This window comes from Bradyrhizobium sp., from assembly GCF_004799405.1.
Lineage (GTDB): Bacteria > Pseudomonadota > Alphaproteobacteria > Rhizobiales > Xanthobacteraceae > Bradyrhizobium.
Window position 1 is genome coordinate 50,438 of record NZ_SSMW01000151.1, and the last position, 18,916, is coordinate 69,353.

The following is an 18,916-nucleotide window of genomic DNA, read 5'->3' on the forward strand; positions in this document are numbered from 1 at the left end:
CGCGGGGCGGGTTTCGGACGGAACGTAACGCGCGTATCATTCCAACCGGACTTAAAGGAATTCTGGTTTGTCAGATCCATCGTTCAAGGGAAGCTTTCCGGCCGCCAATCAGCCTATCGATGAACTGGCGCTGGCCGAAATCAAGGGCGCCATTCTCGCCAAGCTGCGGCTTGCGATCGGCAAGGATACCGGGGCTGCCACCCGGCACGACTGGTACAAGGCCGCCGCATTGGCGTTGCGCGACCGCATCGTCCACCACTGGCTGACGGCGGAAAAGAAAAGTTACGACGCCGGCCGCAAGCGGGTCTACTACCTCAGCCTGGAATTTTTGATCGGCCGCCTGTTCACCGATGCGTTGAACAATATGGGGCTGCTGCCGGTATTCGCCGCCGCCCTGGGCGATCTCGGCGTCGATCTTGCCGAACTTCGCAAATGCGAGCCCGATGCGGCGCTTGGCAATGGCGGCCTTGGACGGCTGGCGGCGTGCTTCATGGAGAGCATGGCGACGCTGGCTATTCCCGCCATCGGCTACGGCATTCGCTATGATTTCGGCCTGTTCCGCCAGATCATCGCCCAGGGCTGGCAGCACGAATATCCCGACGAATGGCTGGGTTTCGGCAACCCCTGGGAATTCCAGCGCCCGGAGGTGGTCTATCAGGTCAATTTCGGTGGCAGCGTCGAACATGTCGACGACAAGGGCCGCGATCGCGCGACCTGGCGCCCGTCGGAAACCGTGCAGGCCGTCGCCTACGACACCCCGATCGTGGGCTGGCGCGGCCAGTACGTCAACGCGTTGCGGCTATGGTCGGCGCGCTCGCCTGACCCGCTCAAGCTCGATGTGTTCAACACCGGCGATTATCTCGGTGCTACCGCGGAGGAAGCACGCGCGGAATCGATCTGCAAGTTCCTCTATCCGAACGACGAAAGTCCGGCGGGGCGCGAACTGCGGCTGCGCCAGGAATATTTCTTTGTCGCCGCCTCGCTGCAGGACCTGATCAAGCGGCACCTCACCTCCGACGGCCAGTTGCGCAACCTGGCATCGAAGGTCGCGGTGCAGCTCAACGACACCCATCCAAGCCTCGCCGTCACCGAACTGATGCGGATATTGGTCGATCTGCACAATTTCCGCTGGGACGAAGCCTGGCAGATCACCGTGGCCGCGCTTTCCTACACCAATCATACCCTGCTGCCGGAAGCGCTCGAGACCTGGCCGGTCGAACTGTTCGAACGGCTGTTGCCGCGTCATCTGGAGATCGTCTATCGCATCAACGCCGCGCATCTAGCACTCGCCGATGCGCGGTGTCCCGGCGACGTCGATTTCAAGGCTTCGGTGTCGCTGATCGACGAGAGATCCGGCCGCCGGGTCCGGATGGGACAGCTCGCATTCGTCGGTTCGCACCGTATCAACGGCGTCTCGGCGATGCATTCGGACCTGATGAAGGAGACCGTGTTCCACGACCTCAATCATCTTTATCCGGGCCGCATCACCAACAAGACCAACGGCATCACCTTTCGCCGCTGGCTGATGCTGGCCAACCCGAGGCTGACCGATCTGTTGCGCGAAGCCTGTGGCGAAGCCGTTCTCGACGATCCCTCGCAGCTTGAATTGCTCGAAGCCCGCGCCAGCGACAACGCGTTCCAGCAGCAGTACCGCAACGTCAAGCATCACAACAAGCTCGCGCTGGCGCGGCTGATCGGCGAACGCAACAACATCAAGGTCGACGCCGGGGCATTGTTCGACGTCCAGATCAAGCGCATCCACGAATACAAGCGGCAATTGCTCAACATCCTGGAAACCGTGGCGCTCTATCAGGCGATCAGGGACGAGCCGCAACGCGACTGGGTGCCGCGCGTCAAGATCTTCGCCGGCAAGGCGGCGGCAAGCTATCGCTATGCCAAGCTGATCATCAAGCTGATCAACGACGTCGCCGAAATCGTCAACAACGATCCGGTCATCGCCGGACGCCTCAAGGTCGTGTTCCTCGCCGACTACAATGTCAGCCTCGCCGAGGTGATCATTCCCGCCGCCGACCTGTCCGAGCAGATTTCGACCGCCGGCATGGAAGCCTCCGGCACCGGCAACATGAAGCTCGCGCTCAACGGCGCGCTGACGATCGGCACGCTCGACGGCGCCAATATCGAAATCCGCGATCACGTCGGCGCCGAAAACATCGCGATCTTCGGCATGGAGGCGATGGACGTGGTGGTCCGGCGCAAGCAGGGGCTGGATGCCACCGATGTGATCACGCGGTCGCCGCGCCTGGCGCGCGCGATCACCGCGATCGACAGCGGCGAATTCTCGCCCGACGATCCCGGCCGGTTCGCTTCCGTCGCGCATGCGTTGCGCTATCTCGACCACTACATGGTCAGCGCAGACTTCGACTCCTATTTCGACGCCCAAAGGGGCATCGACGCACGCTGGCAGGTGATCCCGGCGTGGACGCGGGCCTCTGTCCTCAATGTCGCGCGGATGCCGTGGTTCTCCTCCGACCGCACCATCCGCGAATATGCCCAGGATATCTGGAATGTGCCGGTGCGCGGGACTGCGCCGCAGGCGCTTGAGCCGGGCGTGCAGCGCGGGGCGACGCGCTGATTGGAGCGCGCATCCGCCGGCCCGGCCCGACCAATCGATAATCCGCTACCTCCCAAATCATTGAATTCGTCCGCGGAGCAATGATACTGCGGCGAAGATTCGGAAGAATGTCATGCTTGCCAACAACCGGCACCTTTTCGATGAAGCCACGCGGGTGACCGCCGGCGACAGTTGCTGGCAAGGGCAGACCAGCGACGATTATTGGGCCTTCGTCGGTCCGTTCGGCGGGGTGACCGCCGCCACCATCCTGCGGGCGCTGATCGACCATCCGCAGCGGACCGGCGATCCGCTCGCGCTCACCGTCAACTTTTGCGCAGCGATCGCCCAAGGCGCGTTCGATCTCGATATCCGCCTGGTCAAGGCCAACCGCTCGACCCAGCACTGGTCGGTCGAGATGACACAAGGCGCCGAGGTCGCGACGCTCGCCACCGCCGTCTTTGCCGAACGCCGTCCGTCGTGGTCGCACCAGCAGGCGAAATTCCCGCAAGCCACGCCGGTCGAGCAGACACTGCCCTATACCAAAGTGTCGATACCCTGGGTCAAGCAATACGATTTTCGCTTTGTCGAGGGCGAACCTGATTTCAGCGGCAGGCCGCAGGCTGCGCCGGCAAGCACATTCTCCAAATTATGGATCGGCGACCGCATCCCGCGAAAGATCGACGCGCTGTCGCTGATGTCGATGTCGGATGCGTTCTTCGGCCGCGCCTTTCATGCCAGGCGCGAACTGATGCCGTTCGGCACGGTGTCGCTGACGACCTATTTCCACGCCGACGCCGACGACATTGCGGCCGAGGATGCTAGCCGCGTTCTTGCGCTCGCCGACGCCAAGATCTTTCACAAGAGCTACGGCGACCAGACCGGCGAGTTGTGGTCGCCCAATGGGCGCCTGCTCGCGACGACAACGCAGATTGCGTATTTCAAAGCATAGGGAAGGCCTGATGTCCGAACCCGACGCATCGAAAAAACCGCGCATCGCCCTGCTCGGCGTTCCCATCGAAATCGGCGCGTCGCAAATGGGTACGCTGATGGGGCCGGATGCGTTGCGGACGGCGGGTATCGGCCGCTTGCTGGAGCAGCTCGGATTTTCTGTCGAAGATCACGGCAACCTTGCCGCGCCGGGACCTTCGGCGGCCGAAAGCCCGCCGCCCGCCAATGCCAAATATTACGAGGATATCAAGGGCTGGATCCGCGCGATCAGCGAACGCGCTCTTGAGCTTGCGCGTTCCGGCGCGATCCCGATCTTCATGGGCGGCGATCACAGCCTGTCGATGGGATCGGTGAACGGCGTGGTGCGATACTGGCAGCAGGAAATGAACCGGCCGGTATTCGTGCTGTGGGTCGACGCGCATGCCGACTACAACACGCCGGAGACCACGCTAACCGGCAACATGCACGGCATGTCGGCCGCGTTCCTGTGCGGCGAACCCGGACTCGACGGCTTGCTCGGCAACCAGCCACGGGGCTCCATCGGTCCCGATCAGCTCGATCTGTTCGGCGTCCGCTCGATCGATCCCCTGGAACGCGAGCTGGTACGCGATCGCCGCGTCGCCATCGCCGACATGCGCGCGATCGACGAGTTCGGTGTCGGCGTGCTGATGCGTCGGGTGATCGAAAGGGTCAAGGCGCGCAACGGCGTCCTGCATGTCAGCTTCGACGTCGATTTTCTCGACCCGAACGTAGCACCCGGTGTCGGCACCACCGTGCCGGGCGGGGCCACCTATCGCGAGGCGCATCTGATCATGGAGTTGCTGCACGATTCCGGCCTGGTGCGGTCGGTCGACATCGTCGAGCTCAATCCATTTCTCGATGAGCGCGGCCGCACCGCGCGGACCATGGTCGAACTGCTCGGCAGCCTGTTCGGCCTGCAGATCACCGATCGTCCGACGCCCACCAACGCGGTATTCCCGGACGGCTCGTGAAGAGGCTACGCCGTCACTCCGCCGCGAGTTTCACTTCGGGTGCCGCGGCGCGCACTTCCGCGTCGACCTGCGCCTCGAACTTGGCAAAGTTCTTCTGGAACATGCCGACCAGAGCGCGCGCGGTCTTGTCGAACTCGGCCTTGTCGGCCCAGGTCTTGATCGGATCGAGAATATGCGGCTCGACGCCGGGCAGCGAGGTCGGCACCGCGAAGCCGAAATATTTGTCGGTGCGGAAATCGGCCGATCGCAGCGAGCCGTTCAGTGCGGCCGTCAGCAGCGCCCGCGTCACCTTGATCGGCATGCGGCGGCCGGTGCCGTATTTGCCGCCGGTCCAGCCGGTGTTGACCAGCCAGCAATCGACATTGTGTTTGGCGATCAGGTCGCGCAGCAGATTGCCGTACACGGAAGGGTCGCGCGGCAAAAACGGCGAGCCGAAGCAGGTCGAGAATTCCGGCTGCGGCTCCTTGCCGAGGCCCCGCTCGGTGCCCGCCACCTTGGCGGTGTAGCCGGACAGGAAGTGATACATCGCCTGCGCCGGCGTCAGTTTGGCAATCGGCGGCATCACGCCAAAGGCATCGGCGGCCAGCATCACCAGATTTTTGGGGTGCCCGGCGCGGCCGCTTCTCGACGCATTCGGGATGAAATCGAGCGGATAGGCCGAGCGGGTGTTTTCGGTCTTGGACCCGTCGTCGAAATCAGGCGCCCTGGTGTTCGGATCGAGCACCACGTTTTCCAGCACCGCGCCGAAGCGCTTGCTCGCCGCGTAAATCTCGGGTTCGGCTTGCTCCGACAGCTTGATGCATTTGGCGTAGCAGCCGCCCTCGAAGTTGAAGATGCCGTCCTTGCCCCAGCCGTGCTCGTCGTCGCCGATCAGCGTCCGTTTCGGGTCGGCGGACAACGTGGTCTTTCCCGTGCCCGAGAGGCCGAAGAAAATGGCCGCATCGCCATCGGGGCCGACATTGGCCGAACAATGCATCGGCATCACGCCCTTTTCGGGCAGGTAATAGTTCAGCGTGGTGAACACCGACTTCTTCATCTCGCCGGCATAATGAGACCCGCCGATCAGGACGATCTTGCGGGCGAAATCGATCGCGACAACGTTTTCCGACCTGCAGCCATGACGTTTGGGATCGGCCTTGAAACTCGGCAGATCGACCATGGTGAGTTCAGGCACGAAGCTCGCAAGCTCGGAGGCGTCGGGACGAATCAACAGCGTGCGGATGAACAAAGAATGCCAGGCCAACTCGGTGTAGACGCGGGTCTTGATCCGAAGGCTGGGATCGGCGCCGCCATAGAGATCCTGCGCGAACAGCGTCATGCCCTCGGCGTGCTTGAGGAAATCCGCATAGAGCGCCTGGAACTGTTCCGACGTGATCGACTGGTTGCCTGCCCACCACATGTTCTTTTCGGTGGTGGCGTCGCGAACCGTGAACTTGTCCTTTGGGCTGCGGCCGGTGAATACGCCGGTTTCCGCGCACAGCGCGCCATCCGATGTCACCACGGCTTCGCCGGCATTCAGCGCGTGCTCATAGAGTTGCGGCGCGCCGAAATTCCAGTTCACGCCGCCAAGATTTTTGAAGCCGAATTTATCGGCGCCGAAGGCACCGTTATGCACGCCCGTCTCTCGCACGGAAGATTCCTCCTCGAACCCGCTTGTCTCGATCGCGCTGATGTCACCAACGCGCGTCCGTCGCGGTGATCGTCAATATAGCCTTCCGGCTGCGGTCCGGCGACCTAATACTGACGAACGCCGGGCTTGCCAAGCCGATCCCGCAGGTTTTGGTTTTTTCGGAGGGGGTCATGACAGCGCTCCCATGGATGCTGCAGCGCGGGCCTGATCGGCAAGCTCGCTCAGCACCTGCCGCAGTGCGGCAGGAGTGACGATCCGCCGCGGAAAATCCAGCCGCAGCGTTATCGTGCCGGACTGCAGGTCCATTCCGTCGGGATCGCAGCCGGTGCAGTGCCAGTCTCCGGTTTTCGCGCCAAGCAGCCGCGTCGCGTAGAGGTTCATCACCTCGCGATGATCGGCATTCATGTGATCGATGGCGCCTTGTTCAGCCTCCAGCAGCGCTCCAGCATCGGAAATGTCGGTCAGAAACTGCTCAGACCCGAGGTCCACGATCCGCCCAAAACCCGCCACCACATGAGCGGCTGCCGGGATAATTCGAAAAAAGGAAAAATCCTTAAAATTTACAAAGACTTCCGCGGACGGATGAGCGTTGAGGTAGCGGCGGCGCAAAATCGCCATTTGATCGCCGCTGGCCTGCTCCGCCCGGCCCGCAAGCATGATTCGCGATCCTTCCAGCGGATCGCCTGGCCCACGCTCGTCCAGCATCAGCGAGACCCTGGCATCGGCGAGGATGTTCCTGGTATGCAGCGCGAGCCGCGAAATCAGCAGAATCGGCGAACCGTCGGCGTGGCTCGCAACGTTGACCAGCGAGCAATAGGGATCGCCGCTGCCGGCCATCAGGGTCGCCAAAGCCCCCTGCCGGCTGCGCCTGAGCAGCGAGCGGGCCAACCTCGCGGCATCGAAATCAGTGGTGGGCTGCATCGATCATTCCGGTACATCTCATTGCAATAAAAGCCTTTTTTCGGCTAAATCGATGTCTATATAGGCTCGGAACCATGGTTCGCTTAGGCGTTTTATGGGAACTCGGTCACACTTCAGCCCAGCTTGCATTGCTCGTTGACCTTGTTCGAAGCCGGTTTATACGGCGCATCAATGGATTACTCACCTTCCAGCCACTCCGTTTCGGAAAGCAGGCTCATGCCCACAATCGCCCTGGTCGACGACGACCGCAACATTCTCACATCGGTCTCGATCGCGCTGGAAGCCGAAGGCTATCGCATCATGACCTACACCGATGGCGCTTCGGCGCTTGACGGCTTCCGCACCAGTCCACCGGATCTTGCGATCCTCGACATCAAGATGCCGCGCATGGACGGCATGGAAACGTTGCGGCGACTGCGGCAGAAATCCGATCTGCCGGTGATTTTTCTCACCTCCAAGGATGAAGAAATCGACGAATTGTTCGGCCTCAAAATGGGCGCCGACGATTTTATCCGAAAACCGTTCTCGCAGCGCTTGCTGGTCGAGCGGGTGAAAGCGGTATTGCGCCGCGCCGCGCCGAAAGAGCCCGGCGCCGTACCGAAGGAAACCGACGCCAAGGCGCTGGACCGCGGGCTGCTGCGCATGGATCCGGAGCGTCACACCTGCACCTGGAAGAACGAGCCGGTGACGTTGACGGTGACGGAATTCCTGATCCTGCAGGCGCTGGCGACCCGCCCCGGGGTGGTGAAAAGCCGCAACGCGTTGATGGACGCGGCCTATGACGATCAGGTCTATGTCGACGATCGCACCATCGACAGCCACATCAAGCGGCTGCGCAAGAAGTTCAAGGTGGTCGACGACGATTTCGAGATGATCGAGACCCTGTACGGCGTGGGCTACCGCTTCAAGGAAACCTGATCTGGGGGCGTTTCACCGCGGTTTGTTTAACTGACGCCGCCGCCTGTCTGGGGTAGACTGCGAAAGCACCATGCTTCGCAGGACGCAACCCGCAACAACCGGCAGTTTTGGCCATTGCTTGATCGAACGCAGCCTGATCCGGGCCTGAATGCCGAGGACGCCTCCGCGTCGCTGGCGCCGGAAGCCGCTGCCCCCGAGAATCCATCTCCGCTCGGTTGGCAACGTCCGATGGACTGGCTGCGCCGGACCGGGCGGTTTTTCTTCGCGCTCAGCTTCTCCAGCCTGACCCGTCGCATCGTTTCGCTGAATCTGGCGGGCCTGATCGCGCTGGTGGCGAGCATTCTCTATCTCTCGCAATTCCGCGCCGGCCTTATCGATGCGCGGGCCGAAAACCTGCTGTCGACCGGCGAAGTCATCGCGCGGGCCATCGCCGCCACCGGCACCACCGAGAACAACGGCATCACCATCGATCCGGACCGTCTGCTCGACCTGAAACCCGGCGAGACTTTCGGCCCATCCGACGATGCCTTGTCCGGCCTCGATTTCCCGATCAATCCGGAACGGGTCGCGCCGGTGCTGCGCGGCCTGATCCAGCCAACCAAAACCCGCGCGCGCATCTACGATCGCGACGGTGTGCTGATCCTCGACAGCCGCAGCCTGTACGGTCGCGGCGACGTCATGCGCTTCGAACTGGCCCCGCCGTCGGTCGAAAAGCCGGGCCTTGCCGAACGGGCCCTGATCGCCGTCCGCACCTGGCTCAATCGTGGCGACCTGCCGCTCTATCGCGAACTGGGGCCGGAGAACGGCAAGGGCTACAATGAAGTTGCTCGTGCGCTCGACGGCATCAAAGGCTCGATGGTGCGCGTCAACGATCGCGGCGAAGTCATCGTCTCGGTGGCGGTGCCGGTGCAACATTTCCGTGCCGTCAACGGCGCCTTGCTGCTATCGACCCAGGGCGGCGATATCGACCACATGGTGACCGCGGAACGGCTTGCGATCCTGAAGATCTTCGCGGTCGCGGCCGTGGTGATGATCGTACTGTCGCTGCTGCTCGCGAGCACCATCGCCGGGCCGGTGCGGCGGCTGGCCGACAGCGCCGAGGGTGTGCGCCGACGCATCCGGACCCGGGTCGAGATTCCCGATTTCACCCGCCGCCGCGACGAGATCGGACATCTCTCCGGCGCGCTGCGCGACATGACCGATGCGCTCTACAATCGCATCGAGGCGATCGAGATGTTTGCCGCCGACGTCGCCCATGAATTGAAGAATCCGCTGACATCGTTGCGTTCGGCGGTCGAGACGCTGCCGCTGGCGCGCAACGAAACCAGCCGGGCGCGGCTGCTGGCGGTGATCGAGCATGACGTCAAGCGGCTCGATCGGCTGATCTCCGACATTTCGGATGCAAGCCGGCTCGACGCCGAACTGCAGCGCCAGGATATGGCGCCGGTCGATCTTCGCCGCCTGCTCAATACCCTCACTTCGGTGGCCAACGAAACCCGGCTCGGCCACGACGTTAGCGTCCAGGTCCGTTTCGAAAGCCGAACCCCCGATACTTTCTCGGTGCCGGGCCACGATTCGCGACTGGGACAGGTGATCTCCAATCTCCTGGTCAATGCGCAGTCGTTTTCCCAGGCCGGCGGCAAGGTGCGCATCGTCTGCCGCCGCGTGCGATCGGAAATTGAAATCATCATCGACGATGACGGACCGGGGATTCGTGAGGATGCGCTGGAGCGAATTTTCGAGCGTTTTTACACCGACCGGCCGCATCAGGGATTTGGGCAGAACTCGGGGCTCGGGCTGTCGATCTCAAAACAGATCATCGAGGCCCATGGCGGGCGCATCTGGGCGGAGAATCGCGCTGGCCCGCCGGACGCCGACGGCCAGCCCACGGTGGCCGGCGCACGCTTCGTGGTCAGGTTGCCGGCGCCATGACCGGCGCCCGGGTTGCGAGCGTCCACGCTTCGGCGGTCCTTACGGGCAATCGTGCGGTGCTGATCCGCGGACCCTCCGGCGCCGGCAAATCGCGGCTGGCGTTCGATCTCATCCTGGCGGGCCGCTCCGGGCAGATACCGCCGTCGCTGCTGGTCGGCGATGACCGCGTTCATCTGGAGGCCCGCAACGGGCAGCTCGTGGTCCGCCCGGCGCGCGAATTGGCTGGCCTGATCGAGATTCGCGGGCTCGGCATTCGCCGTTGCGACTTTGCCGGGGAGGCCATTGTCGGCCTGGTCGTCGACCTCGATGCCCCGGATGCCGAGCGGCTGCCACCCCCCGAAGCACTGGCGGCGAGGATAGATGGTATCGAAATACCTAGGATTCCAGTGGGCGCCGGCCATGCAGCGCTACCGTTGGTCATCGCCGCGCTAACGATGACCGCGAGTTCATCTTCCGATCGACCTTCGGCTGATTGCTCGAAGGGGATTGGTAACCATATAAGCTCCACACTCGCGACCGAATAGATCGGCGCCGGCTCCCCTCTCCGTCCTTAAATTCCGGGAGAATCGCGAAGATCCCCTCTTGCGCGGGGGCTCCGGATGGTCAAAGTGGCGCGTTCGTGCGGTGCACCAAAAAGCACCCGCGAGGAGTTTTCGATGATTGGTCTAGTACTTGTGACCCATGGGCGCCTTGCCGACGAATTCAGGGCGGCGCTCGAACATGTCATGGGCCCGCAAAAGCAAATTGAAGCGGTGACGATCGGAGCCGAAGACGACTCCGATTTGTGCCGCAGCGATATCATCGAGGCGGTCAATCGCGTCGACAGCGGCGATGGCGTCGCCATCCTCACCGACATGTTCGGCGGCACGCCATCCAATCTTGCGATCTCCTGCATGAGCCGCCCGAAAGTGGAAGTGCTCGCGGGCATCAATCTTCCCATGCTGGTCAAGCTTGCCAAGGTTCGCGAAGAACGGTCGCTTCCCGACGCCATCGCCATGGCTCAGGAAGCCGGCCGCAAATACGTCACCATCGCCAGCCGGGTTCTCGCCGGCAAATGAGCGGCGACGACGCGTCGCCTGAAAACGATGCCGGGCCGGTTGTCCCGCCGGGCGCTATATCTCGCGAACTTCCCATCATCAACAAACGCGGTCTTCACGCCCGCGCCTCGGCGAAATTCGTGCAAACGGTCGAGCGCTTCAATGCCGAGGTCTGGGTGACGCGCGGCGGCGAAACCGTCGGCGGCACCTCGATCATGGGATTGATGATGCTCTCGGCGGCGCCGGGGACCACCATCATTGTTTCCGTGGCCGGCCCCGAGGCGAACGCCGCGCTCGAAGCAATCACCGAACTGGTCGCCAGCAAGTTCAACGAAGAATCGATGTGACCCCGCCGTGGTGAAGGCCGGAACCTAGTTCGCCGGCGGCACGACATAGACCTGCCAGACGTTGGCCGGGCCGGGATGCCCCTGCAAGAAGCGCCGCGTCGTCATGGTGATATGCTCGGCATGTTCCCCATTCGCCGCCATCCACGCCTCGCAGGTCGGCAGCCTTGCATCCGATTCGTCGCAGATGCCGATGAAGCCCAGCCGCCTGGCCTCTTCGAGCGACGTCAGTCCCGACGGCCAAGGTGTATCCGGCTCGAGCGGCGCCGGATGATCCGGGCTGTAGAAGGTCGTCGGGTCGCCGATATCCGTCGCGCCCGCAACCACGGCCCATCTCGACAAGAACCGCGTGTGCCAGGCCCGGGTCAGTTCGCGCGCGAGTTCGGCGCGTGCGATGTAATTGGGCGCGGAGCCAGGAATTTTGCTTATCTCAAGCACGGGAATGTACGGCGATGCGGCAAGCACCACGAGCGCCGTCACAAGCCAGATCGCGGCGATTCGAAACAGCGCGATCTTTTGAACGCGCAGCGGCGGAATCGCAACCAGCGCCAATGGCGTCAGGAAGAACAGCGGGATTCCCCAATCGGTCTTCATATAGATCTTGAAAATCAGGCCGCCGAGCGGCGGCCCGAGCGCGACCACGATCTGGATGATCCAGATATTGAGCGCCTGTGAAGGATTCACGCCCGGATTCGCGCCATGTGACCAGAGGCGCGTCAGCGGCCCTCCCCATCGGTTCCGCCATGCCAACGCAAGTGCCGCGAGCGCCACCGGCAGCATCAGCAGCGCGATATTGTGACCGATATAATTGAGCATCGGTTGCAGGCTCTGCGCACGACTCGACGTCGTATAGAGGTCATCGGCGTAGGTCAGCGCCGCGAAATCCACTTCTTTCAGCCACCACAGATGCGGCAGCATCGCGATCGCCATTGTGACGATCGCAACCCACGGCGCCGGCGAGCGCAGGAACAGCAGCCGGTCGGGATGCAGCAGCGCGGCGATACCGACGGCGCCGATCATGGTCAGCGCCCAGTATTTCGTCAGCAGCGCCAGCGCACCGGCGAGCCCGAGCCAGAGGCCGGATCGCACGCTCCGTTTCTCGAATGCGTGCTGATAGGCCAGCACCACCAGCGGCAGTGTCACGAGCTGCAGCAGATCCGGATTGTACTTGAAGCCCTTGAAGTTGAAGATCGGATAGATCGCCAGCATCACGACCGTCAGGAAGGCGCGACGGCGGTCGACCACGCGCAATGCGATGAACCAGCAGATCACCAGCCCGCAACCGACCGTCGCCATCGCCAGCGCATAGGTAGCCCAGTCGGCGACCGGAAACAGCCTGAACCAGAGGCCGGCGACCCAACCCGACAGCGGCGGATGCTTGCCATAGCCCCAAAGGAATTTCTGGCCCCAGGCGTAGGCTTCCGCGACATCCGAATGGATGTCCTGCGCCGTCTTGAGATAGCTCAGGATGATGGTCCAGAGCACGGCATGTGCGGCGGCAAAGCCGATGACCAGCGACAGGCTCTGCTTTGGATCGCTGGCGAGCGCGGCAAGCCACGCCGCCACCCGCCGGATCGAGGGCTTGCGGCGCGTGCGCGAAGTCGCGGGCAAAAACGATGCAGTCGGCATGGTGCTGTGCGTAGCGTGTTTTCGGCAAAAGTGGAATCAGCTTGACGTGAACGGGCGCCGTTAAAATGCAGCAATATGGTTGCCGCACGGGGATGCGAATGCTATCCCGCGCCCATGACATCCATCCCTATTTCCAACATCCGCAACTTCGCCATCGTTGCGCATATCGACCATGGCAAATCGACGCTGGCCGACCGCCTGATCCAGACCACCGGCGGCCTGCAGGCGCGCGAGATGAAGGAACAGGTGCTCGATTCCATGGATATCGAGCGCGAGCGCGGTATCACCATCAAGGCCCAGACCGTGCGGCTGACCTATCTGGCCAAAGACGGCAAGACCTACATCCTCAACCTGATCGACACGCCCGGCCATGTCGATTTCGCCTATGAGGTCTCGCGATCGCTGGCCGCCTGCGAAGGTTCCTTGCTGGTGGTCGATGCCAGCCAGGGCGTCGAGGCACAGACGCTCGCCAACGTCTATCACGCACTCGATGCTGGGCATGAGATCGTGCCGGTGCTCAACAAGATCGACTTGCCGGCTGCGGAACCGGACCAGGTCAAGCAGCAGATCGAGGATGTGATCGGTATCGATGCGTCCGACGCCGTGATGATTTCGGCGAAGACGGGTCTCGGCATCGACGACGTGCTGGAAGCCATCGTGCACCGGCTGCCGCCGCCGAAAGGCGACCGCGACGCCTCGCTGAAGGCGCTGCTGGTCGATAGCTGGTACGACGTCTATCTCGGCGTCGTGGTGCTGGTGCGGATCGTCGACGGCGTGATGAAAAAAGGCCAGCGCATCCGCATGATGGGCACCAACGCCGCCTACGACGTCGAGCGCGTCGGCTTCTTCACTCCGAAGATGCAACAGACCGACGAACTGGGCCCCGGCGAGATCGGGTTCATCACCGCCGCGATCAAGGAAGTGGCGGACACTCGCGTCGGCGATACCATCACCGACGACCGCAAGCCGGTGACCGACATGTTGCCCGGTTTTAAGCCGGCGATCCCCGTGGTGTTCTGCGGCCTGTTTCCGGTCGACGCCGACGATTTCGAGACGCTGCGCGCGGCGATGGGCAAGCTGCGCCTCAACGACGCCAGCTTCTCGTTCGAGATGGAAACCTCGGCGGCACTCGGCTTCGGTTTCCGCTGCGGCTTCCTGGGGCTGTTGCACCTCGAGATCATCCAGGAGCGGCTGCATCGCGAATTCGATCTAAACCTGATCGCGACCGCGCCGTCCGTGATCTACAAGATGCATCTCACCGACGGCCGCGAGATCGAGATTCACAACCCGATCGACATGCCCGACGTGGTGAAGATCGCCGAAATCGAAGAGCCGTGGATCGAGGCCACGATCCTCACCCCCGACGAATATCTCGGCAGCGTGCTGAAACTGTGCCAGGACCGGCGCGGCTCGCAGAAAGAGCTCACTTACGTCGGCAATCGCGCCATGGTGAAATACGAGCTTCCGCTCAACGAAGTGGTGTTCGATTTCTACGATCGCCTGAAGTCGGTCTCGAAAGGCTATGCGTCGTTCGACTATCACCTGACCGACTACAAGCCGGCCGACCTCGTCAAGATGCAGATCCTCGTCAACAACGAGCCGGTTGATGCGCTGTCGATGCTGGTGCACAAGACGCGCGCCGAAGGCCGCGGCCGCGCCATGGTCGAAAAGATGAAGGAACTGATCCCGCCGCACATGTTCCAGATTCCGATTCAGGCGGCGATCGGCGGCAAGGTGATCGCGCGCGAAACCGTGCGTGCGCTGCGCAAGGACGTCACCGCGAAATGCTACGGCGGCGACATTACGCGCAAGCGCAAACTTCTGGAGAAGCAGAAGGAAGGCAAGAAGAAGATGCGGCAATTCGGCAAGGTCGACATCCCGCAGGAGGCGTTTATCGCGGCGTTGAAAGTGGATAGCTGAATTCTGTCATTCCGGGCTCGCTCGTTTCACTTGCACCCCGGAATGACGACTGAAAGCCGGACCAATTGCCGATGGCGCCCATGCCGAGCTCCATTCCGTCAGGCCAATCCAACCCTCCTCGATCTTGATCCAGAGCGTCAGATGGACCACCATGCCGACGTCGCCAATCAGAACCCCGAAAAAGGGCGAGGAAACGCATGAACAAGCTTCCCGATGTCGGTCTGGTCGAGCGTGCTCGCGCGCTGGCGCCGCTGATCGCTAGCGAGGCCGACGAGATCGAGCGGAGCCGCCGTCTCACCCAGCCGGTGGTTTCCGCCCTGATCGAGAACGGGCTTTATCGGGCGCTGATGCCGCAAAGCGTTGGCGGCGCCGAATCGCAGCCCGAAGTCTTCATGCAGATGCTGGAGGAAATCGCCAAGGCCGACGCCTCCACCGCGTGGTGCCTCGGCCAGTGCAACGTCTGCGGCATGACGGCAGCCTATCTCGATGCCGACGCGGCGCGCGAGATTTTCAGTGCGCCCGACAGCGTTCTGGCCTGGGGGGCGATTGCGCACGCGGTGCAGGTGGTTCCCGGCGGCTATCGCATCACCGCGCGCTGGGATTTTGCCAGCGGTTCCCGCCAGGCGAACTGGCTCGGCGCCCATGTCCAGGTCCTCGAAGCCGACGGCACCCGGCGGATGAAGCCGAATGGGGTACCGGAAATACGCACCATTGTGTTTCCGGCGGCTGATGCCACCATGCACGATGTCTGGGACGTGATCGGCCTTTCCGGTACCGGTACCGACTCCTATTCTGTCGACAACCTGTTCATCCCGGAAAAATTCTCGGCGCTGCGCGATGACGTCGCGGCGCTGCGCGAAAAGGGATTGCTGTACCGGTTCACCACCTACACCATGTTCGGCCTGGGATTTGCCGCGGTCTCGCTCGGCGTCGCACGCGCTACCCTCGACGCGGCGACTGATCTGGCGCGCGGCAAGACGTCGGTCGGTCAAAAAGCGATGCGCGAGAACAATGCCGTTCAGGGGTTGATCGGCCGCACCGAAGGCAACTGGCGGGCGGCGCGCGCCTATATCTACGGGACCGCCGCCGAGGTGTGGGCCGATGTGAGCCGCACCGGAAATCTCACCGAGGAGCACCGTCTGGCGCTTCGCCTTGCGTCGACCTGGACCATCCATCAGGCAATCTCGGTGGTCGACGCCGCCTACCACATGGCGGGCGCCACCGCGGTGTTTCGCTCCAACCCGTTCGAACGCCGCTTCCGCGACATGCACGCCATCGCGCAGCAGATCCAGGCCCGCGATACCCACTACGAAGACGCCGGCAGGGCGATCCTCAGCGGCAGTCCGGTGGCGCGCGGACCGACGACTTAAGCCCCCGCAAGATCATCTGAACCAGCGCAAAGCCGGGCGCGCGAGACAATCGTCGGTACAGCCGGCACGCTTCCGCTAGTTCGAAATCTCGATTCGCGTGTTGCGCGATCCATTGCGCTCGACCAGGGCAAACAACGCCGCGGCATGCGAGGGATGCAGCCTGACGCAGCCATGCGAGGCGGGACCGCCGAGCCGCGAGATGTCGTTGGTGCCGTGAATGGCGAAGCCGTAATAAAAGAAGATCGCGTGCGGCATCGGTGCGTTGTAATATTTCCGCGAGAAATAATGCCGCGCCATGCTCTGCGGATGGAAGGTGCCGCTCGGCGTGCCATAGCCGTCGCGGCCGGTCGAAACCGGCCAGTTGTACCGCATTTCGCCGTCAACGCTCACTGCCATGCGCTGGGACGACTTGTCGATCTGCACCACAACCTCGGCGCGTACAGGCGTCAGCGCTAATCCCGATACCATCACAAAACTCGCGAATGCCAGCCTCGCGAGCCCCATGCCCGACAGCCAATTCATGATCGTGCCCCTGCCGCTCAAATCTTGATGAGTCATGATGGCTTTTCAAAACGTGAATTGTAAAGGCCTGTCCCCGGTTAACGTTTTCGCTATAAACTGGCCCGATGAACCCGCGGCTGATTCTGATCCTGACTTTTCTGCTGTCCGCTCTCCTGTCCGCCCTTGGCGCCACCGGCGCGCTGGCGCAGGACAAAGGCACGGTCGATCCGAAACCGCTGCCGCCGCTGGCCAATCCCAAGGATCCCAAAGTGGCCGCCAAGGAGCTGTTCGCGCGCAAAGTGCTGCCGGCGGCGATGCCGACGCGCGTGATTGGCTTTTATTCCAAAGGCTGCATCGCAGGCGCCGAAGAGATGCCGGTCAATGGCGACACCTGGCAGGTGATGCGGCTGTCGCGCAACCGCAACTGGGGACATCCTGCCCTGATCGCGCTGCTAAAGCGGCTGTCGGTCAAGGCGCACAAGGATGCCGGCTGGCCGGGAATACTGGTCGGCGACATCGGCCAGCCGCGCGGCGGCCCGGCACTGAGCGGCCACGCCAGCCATCAGATCGGGCTCGATGCCGATATCTGGCTGACGCCGATGCCGGACCACATGTTGTCGCGCGAGGATCGCGAGGAAATGTCGGCGGTGATGATGGTGCGCGACGATCGGCTCGACATCGACCCCAAGGTCTTCACGCCGGGTCATGTTGCGGTGATCCGCGATGCCGCGCAGGAACCGGGCGTGCAGCGTATTTTCGTCAACGCCGCGATCAAGAAGGCGCTGTGCCGCGAGGCCAAGGGCGACCGCAGCTGGCTTTCGAAGGTCAGGCCGTGGTGGGGCCATGATTATCACTTTCACATCCGCATGGCCTGCCCGTCCGGCAACAGCGAATGCAAGGGCCAGCCGCCGCAGTCGGGCGGCGAAGGCTGCGGCGCGGGCGATCTCGCTTACTGGTTCAAGGATTCGATCATCCATCCGAAGCCGCCGAAAGAACCGCCGAAGCCGAGCCACGGAATGACGATGGCGGCATTGCCCTCGGCCTGCCGCCAGGTTCTGGCCGCGCCCGACGCCAAGCAATAGCTGCCTCAACATCGCCGCCCTCAAAGGTGCGAAGCCGATTTCATTCGGCCAAGGGATGCGCTAATATTGAGTATCGCTGCGCCGTAAGCGCCGGTGAATTTTCGGGACGATGGTCCCTCTCCCTATTTCACAGCGGGCGATCCTGCCGTCCGAATAGACAAAGGGTTACTTTACCCAGGTTTCCAGCCTGTTATTGTCTTGGTTTGCGATATCCCGATCGGCCGTAAGTCGCAGGGATTCCCGGAACGGTGCTTCCGCCTGTCGCATCCATACCCAACCAACGCCTGAGTTGCGCGCGCGATTTGCCGCAAACCCGCACGGAGCGCTCCCATGCATCGTCTTGCCGGACTTTTTGCCGCCTTCATCATCCTGTGCGGATCGAGCTACCCGCCCGCCCAGGCGCAGGACAAGACTCTCACGGTGTTTGCCGCGGCCTCGATGAGGAATGCGCTCGATGATGTCGATGCCGCCTATACCGCAAAGACCGGCGTCAAGATCGTGGCGAGCTATGCCGCAAGCTCGGTACTCGCCAAGCAGATCGAACAGGGCGCGCCGGCGGATATTTTCGTGTCCGCCGATACCGACTGGATGGACTACGCGACCTCCAGGAAGGACATCGACGAGCCGACCCGGGTCAACCTGCTCGGCAACAGCATCGTGCTGATCGCGCCGAAGGATTCCAGGATCGGGAATGTCACGATCGGGCAACGCTTCGACCTCGCCAAGCTCGCCGGCGACGGCAAGATTGCGACCGGCGACGTGAAGGCGGTCCCGGTCGGCAAATACGCCAGAGCGGCACTTGAAAAGCTCGGCGCCTGGCAAGCCGCCGAACCGAAATTCGCGATGGCGGAAAGCGTGCGCGCGGCGCTGACGCTGGTGGCGCGCGGTGAAGCGGCGCTTGGGATCGTCTATTCGACCGACGCCAAGGTCGAACCCGGCGTGAAGATCGTCGGCACCTTCCCGGTCGATTCGCATCCACCGATCATCTATCCGGTCGCGGCGACGACGACCGCCAAAGCCGAAGCCGCCGATTATCTCGCCTTCCTGCGCTCGTCGGCGGCCAAGGCCATCTTTGACAAATACGGTTTCAGCTTCCTGATCCGCCCGACCTCCTGACGCG

Annotated in this window: 16 protein-coding genes; 12 read left to right on the forward strand and 4 right to left on the reverse strand. The window is 62.8% G+C overall.

The annotated features are described in order from the left end of the window. Nucleotides 1-67: 67 nt before the first annotated feature. The 3 genes from E7813_RS23935 to rocF all read left to right on the forward strand — a co-directional run bounded on the left by E7813_RS23935 (nucleotide 68) and on the right by rocF (nucleotide 4,512). Nucleotides 68-2,593 (forward strand): glycogen/starch/alpha-glucan phosphorylase, encoded by a 2,526-nt coding sequence (locus E7813_RS23935; protein ID WP_291577753.1) that lies wholly within the window; start codon nucleotides 68-70, stop codon nucleotides 2,591-2,593. A gap of 112 nt (nucleotides 2,594-2,705) precedes the next feature. Beyond that, on the forward strand, nucleotides 2,706-3,521 hold the full coding sequence (locus tag E7813_RS23940; protein ID WP_291577754.1) for a thioesterase family protein: 816 nt from the start codon (nucleotides 2,706-2,708) through the stop codon (nucleotides 3,519-3,521). Between the two features lie 10 nt (nucleotides 3,522-3,531). Further along, on the forward strand, nucleotides 3,532-4,512 hold the full coding sequence (rocF, locus tag E7813_RS23945) for an arginase (protein WP_291577755.1): 981 nt from the start codon (nucleotides 3,532-3,534) through the stop codon (nucleotides 4,510-4,512). Between the two features lie 13 nt (nucleotides 4,513-4,525). Here the strand turns inward: rocF and E7813_RS23950 are convergent, their stop codons facing one another. Both E7813_RS23950 and E7813_RS23955 read right to left on the reverse strand, forming a co-directional pair. Beyond that, on the reverse strand, nucleotides 4,526-6,142 hold the full coding sequence (locus E7813_RS23950) for a phosphoenolpyruvate carboxykinase (RefSeq protein ID WP_291577756.1): 1,617 nt from the start codon (nucleotides 6,140-6,142) through the stop codon (nucleotides 4,526-4,528). Between the two features lie 168 nt (nucleotides 6,143-6,310). Next, complete coding sequence (locus E7813_RS23955; protein WP_291577757.1) at nucleotides 6,311-7,063, reverse strand: DUF2470 domain-containing protein; 753 nt, start codon at nucleotides 7,061-7,063, stop codon at nucleotides 6,311-6,313. Between the two features lie 216 nt (nucleotides 7,064-7,279). Here E7813_RS23955 and E7813_RS23960 point away from each other — a divergent pair, with 216 nt between their 5' ends. From E7813_RS23960 to E7813_RS23980, 5 genes are all read left to right on the forward strand, one after another. Next, nucleotides 7,280-7,981, forward strand: a complete 702-nt coding sequence (locus E7813_RS23960) for a response regulator transcription factor (protein ID WP_291577758.1) — start codon at nucleotides 7,280-7,282, stop codon at nucleotides 7,979-7,981. A 114-nt stretch (nucleotides 7,982-8,095) separates the two neighbouring features. After that, nucleotides 8,096-9,913 carry a sensor histidine kinase gene (locus E7813_RS23965; protein ID WP_291577759.1) on the forward strand — a complete coding sequence of 606 codons (1,818 nt, stop codon included), beginning with the start codon at nucleotides 8,096-8,098 and terminating at the stop codon, nucleotides 9,911-9,913. Next, on the forward strand, nucleotides 9,910-10,437 hold the full coding sequence (locus tag E7813_RS23970) for an HPr kinase/phosphatase C-terminal domain-containing protein (RefSeq protein ID WP_291577760.1): 528 nt from the start codon (nucleotides 9,910-9,912) through the stop codon (nucleotides 10,435-10,437). The genes E7813_RS23965 and E7813_RS23970 overlap by 4 nt, the downstream gene beginning before the upstream one ends. 132 nt (nucleotides 10,438-10,569) lie before the next feature. Next, on the forward strand, nucleotides 10,570-10,971 hold the full coding sequence (locus tag E7813_RS23975) for a PTS sugar transporter subunit IIA (RefSeq protein ID WP_100420226.1): 402 nt from the start codon (nucleotides 10,570-10,572) through the stop codon (nucleotides 10,969-10,971). Then, a complete protein-coding gene (locus E7813_RS23980) occupies nucleotides 10,968-11,297 on the forward strand; it encodes an HPr family phosphocarrier protein (protein ID WP_291577763.1) in 330 nt (109 codons plus the stop codon). The genes E7813_RS23975 and E7813_RS23980 overlap by 4 nt, the downstream gene beginning before the upstream one ends. A gap of 24 nt (nucleotides 11,298-11,321) precedes the next feature. On the opposite strand, the gene E7813_RS23985 is transcribed toward E7813_RS23980, so the two are convergent. Then, nucleotides 11,322-12,923, reverse strand: a complete 1,602-nt coding sequence (locus tag E7813_RS23985) for a glycosyltransferase family 39 protein (RefSeq protein ID WP_291577764.1) — start codon at nucleotides 12,921-12,923, stop codon at nucleotides 11,322-11,324. Between the two features lie 114 nt (nucleotides 12,924-13,037). Between E7813_RS23985 and lepA the strand changes: the two genes are divergently transcribed. Both lepA and E7813_RS23995 read left to right on the forward strand, forming a co-directional pair. Beyond that, the gene (gene lepA / locus E7813_RS23990) at nucleotides 13,038-14,843 is read left to right on the forward strand and encodes a translation elongation factor 4 (RefSeq protein ID WP_291577765.1); all 1,806 of its coding nucleotides are present in this window, start codon (nucleotides 13,038-13,040) and stop codon (nucleotides 14,841-14,843) included. A gap of 197 nt (nucleotides 14,844-15,040) precedes the next feature. Next, entirely contained in the window at nucleotides 15,041-16,213 is a 1,173-nt protein-coding gene (locus E7813_RS23995) for an acyl-CoA dehydrogenase family protein (RefSeq protein WP_291577766.1), read from the forward strand. 75 nt (nucleotides 16,214-16,288) lie between these two features. On the opposite strand, the gene E7813_RS24000 is transcribed toward E7813_RS23995, so the two are convergent. Further along, nucleotides 16,289-16,771: a L,D-transpeptidase gene (locus E7813_RS24000; protein WP_291577767.1), complete on the reverse strand. Its 483-nt coding sequence runs from the start codon at nucleotides 16,769-16,771 to the stop codon at nucleotides 16,289-16,291. Between the two features lie 68 nt (nucleotides 16,772-16,839). Here E7813_RS24000 and mepA point away from each other — a divergent pair, with 68 nt between their 5' ends. Both mepA and modA read left to right on the forward strand, forming a co-directional pair. Then, nucleotides 16,840-17,796 carry a penicillin-insensitive murein endopeptidase gene (mepA, locus tag E7813_RS24005; protein ID WP_291577768.1) on the forward strand — a complete coding sequence of 319 codons (957 nt, stop codon included), beginning with the start codon at nucleotides 16,840-16,842 and terminating at the stop codon, nucleotides 17,794-17,796. A gap of 330 nt (nucleotides 17,797-18,126) precedes the next feature. Next, nucleotides 18,127-18,912: a molybdate ABC transporter substrate-binding protein gene (gene modA / locus E7813_RS24010; RefSeq protein ID WP_291577769.1), complete on the forward strand. Its 786-nt coding sequence runs from the start codon at nucleotides 18,127-18,129 to the stop codon at nucleotides 18,910-18,912. Nucleotides 18,913-18,916: the final 4 nt, after the last annotated feature.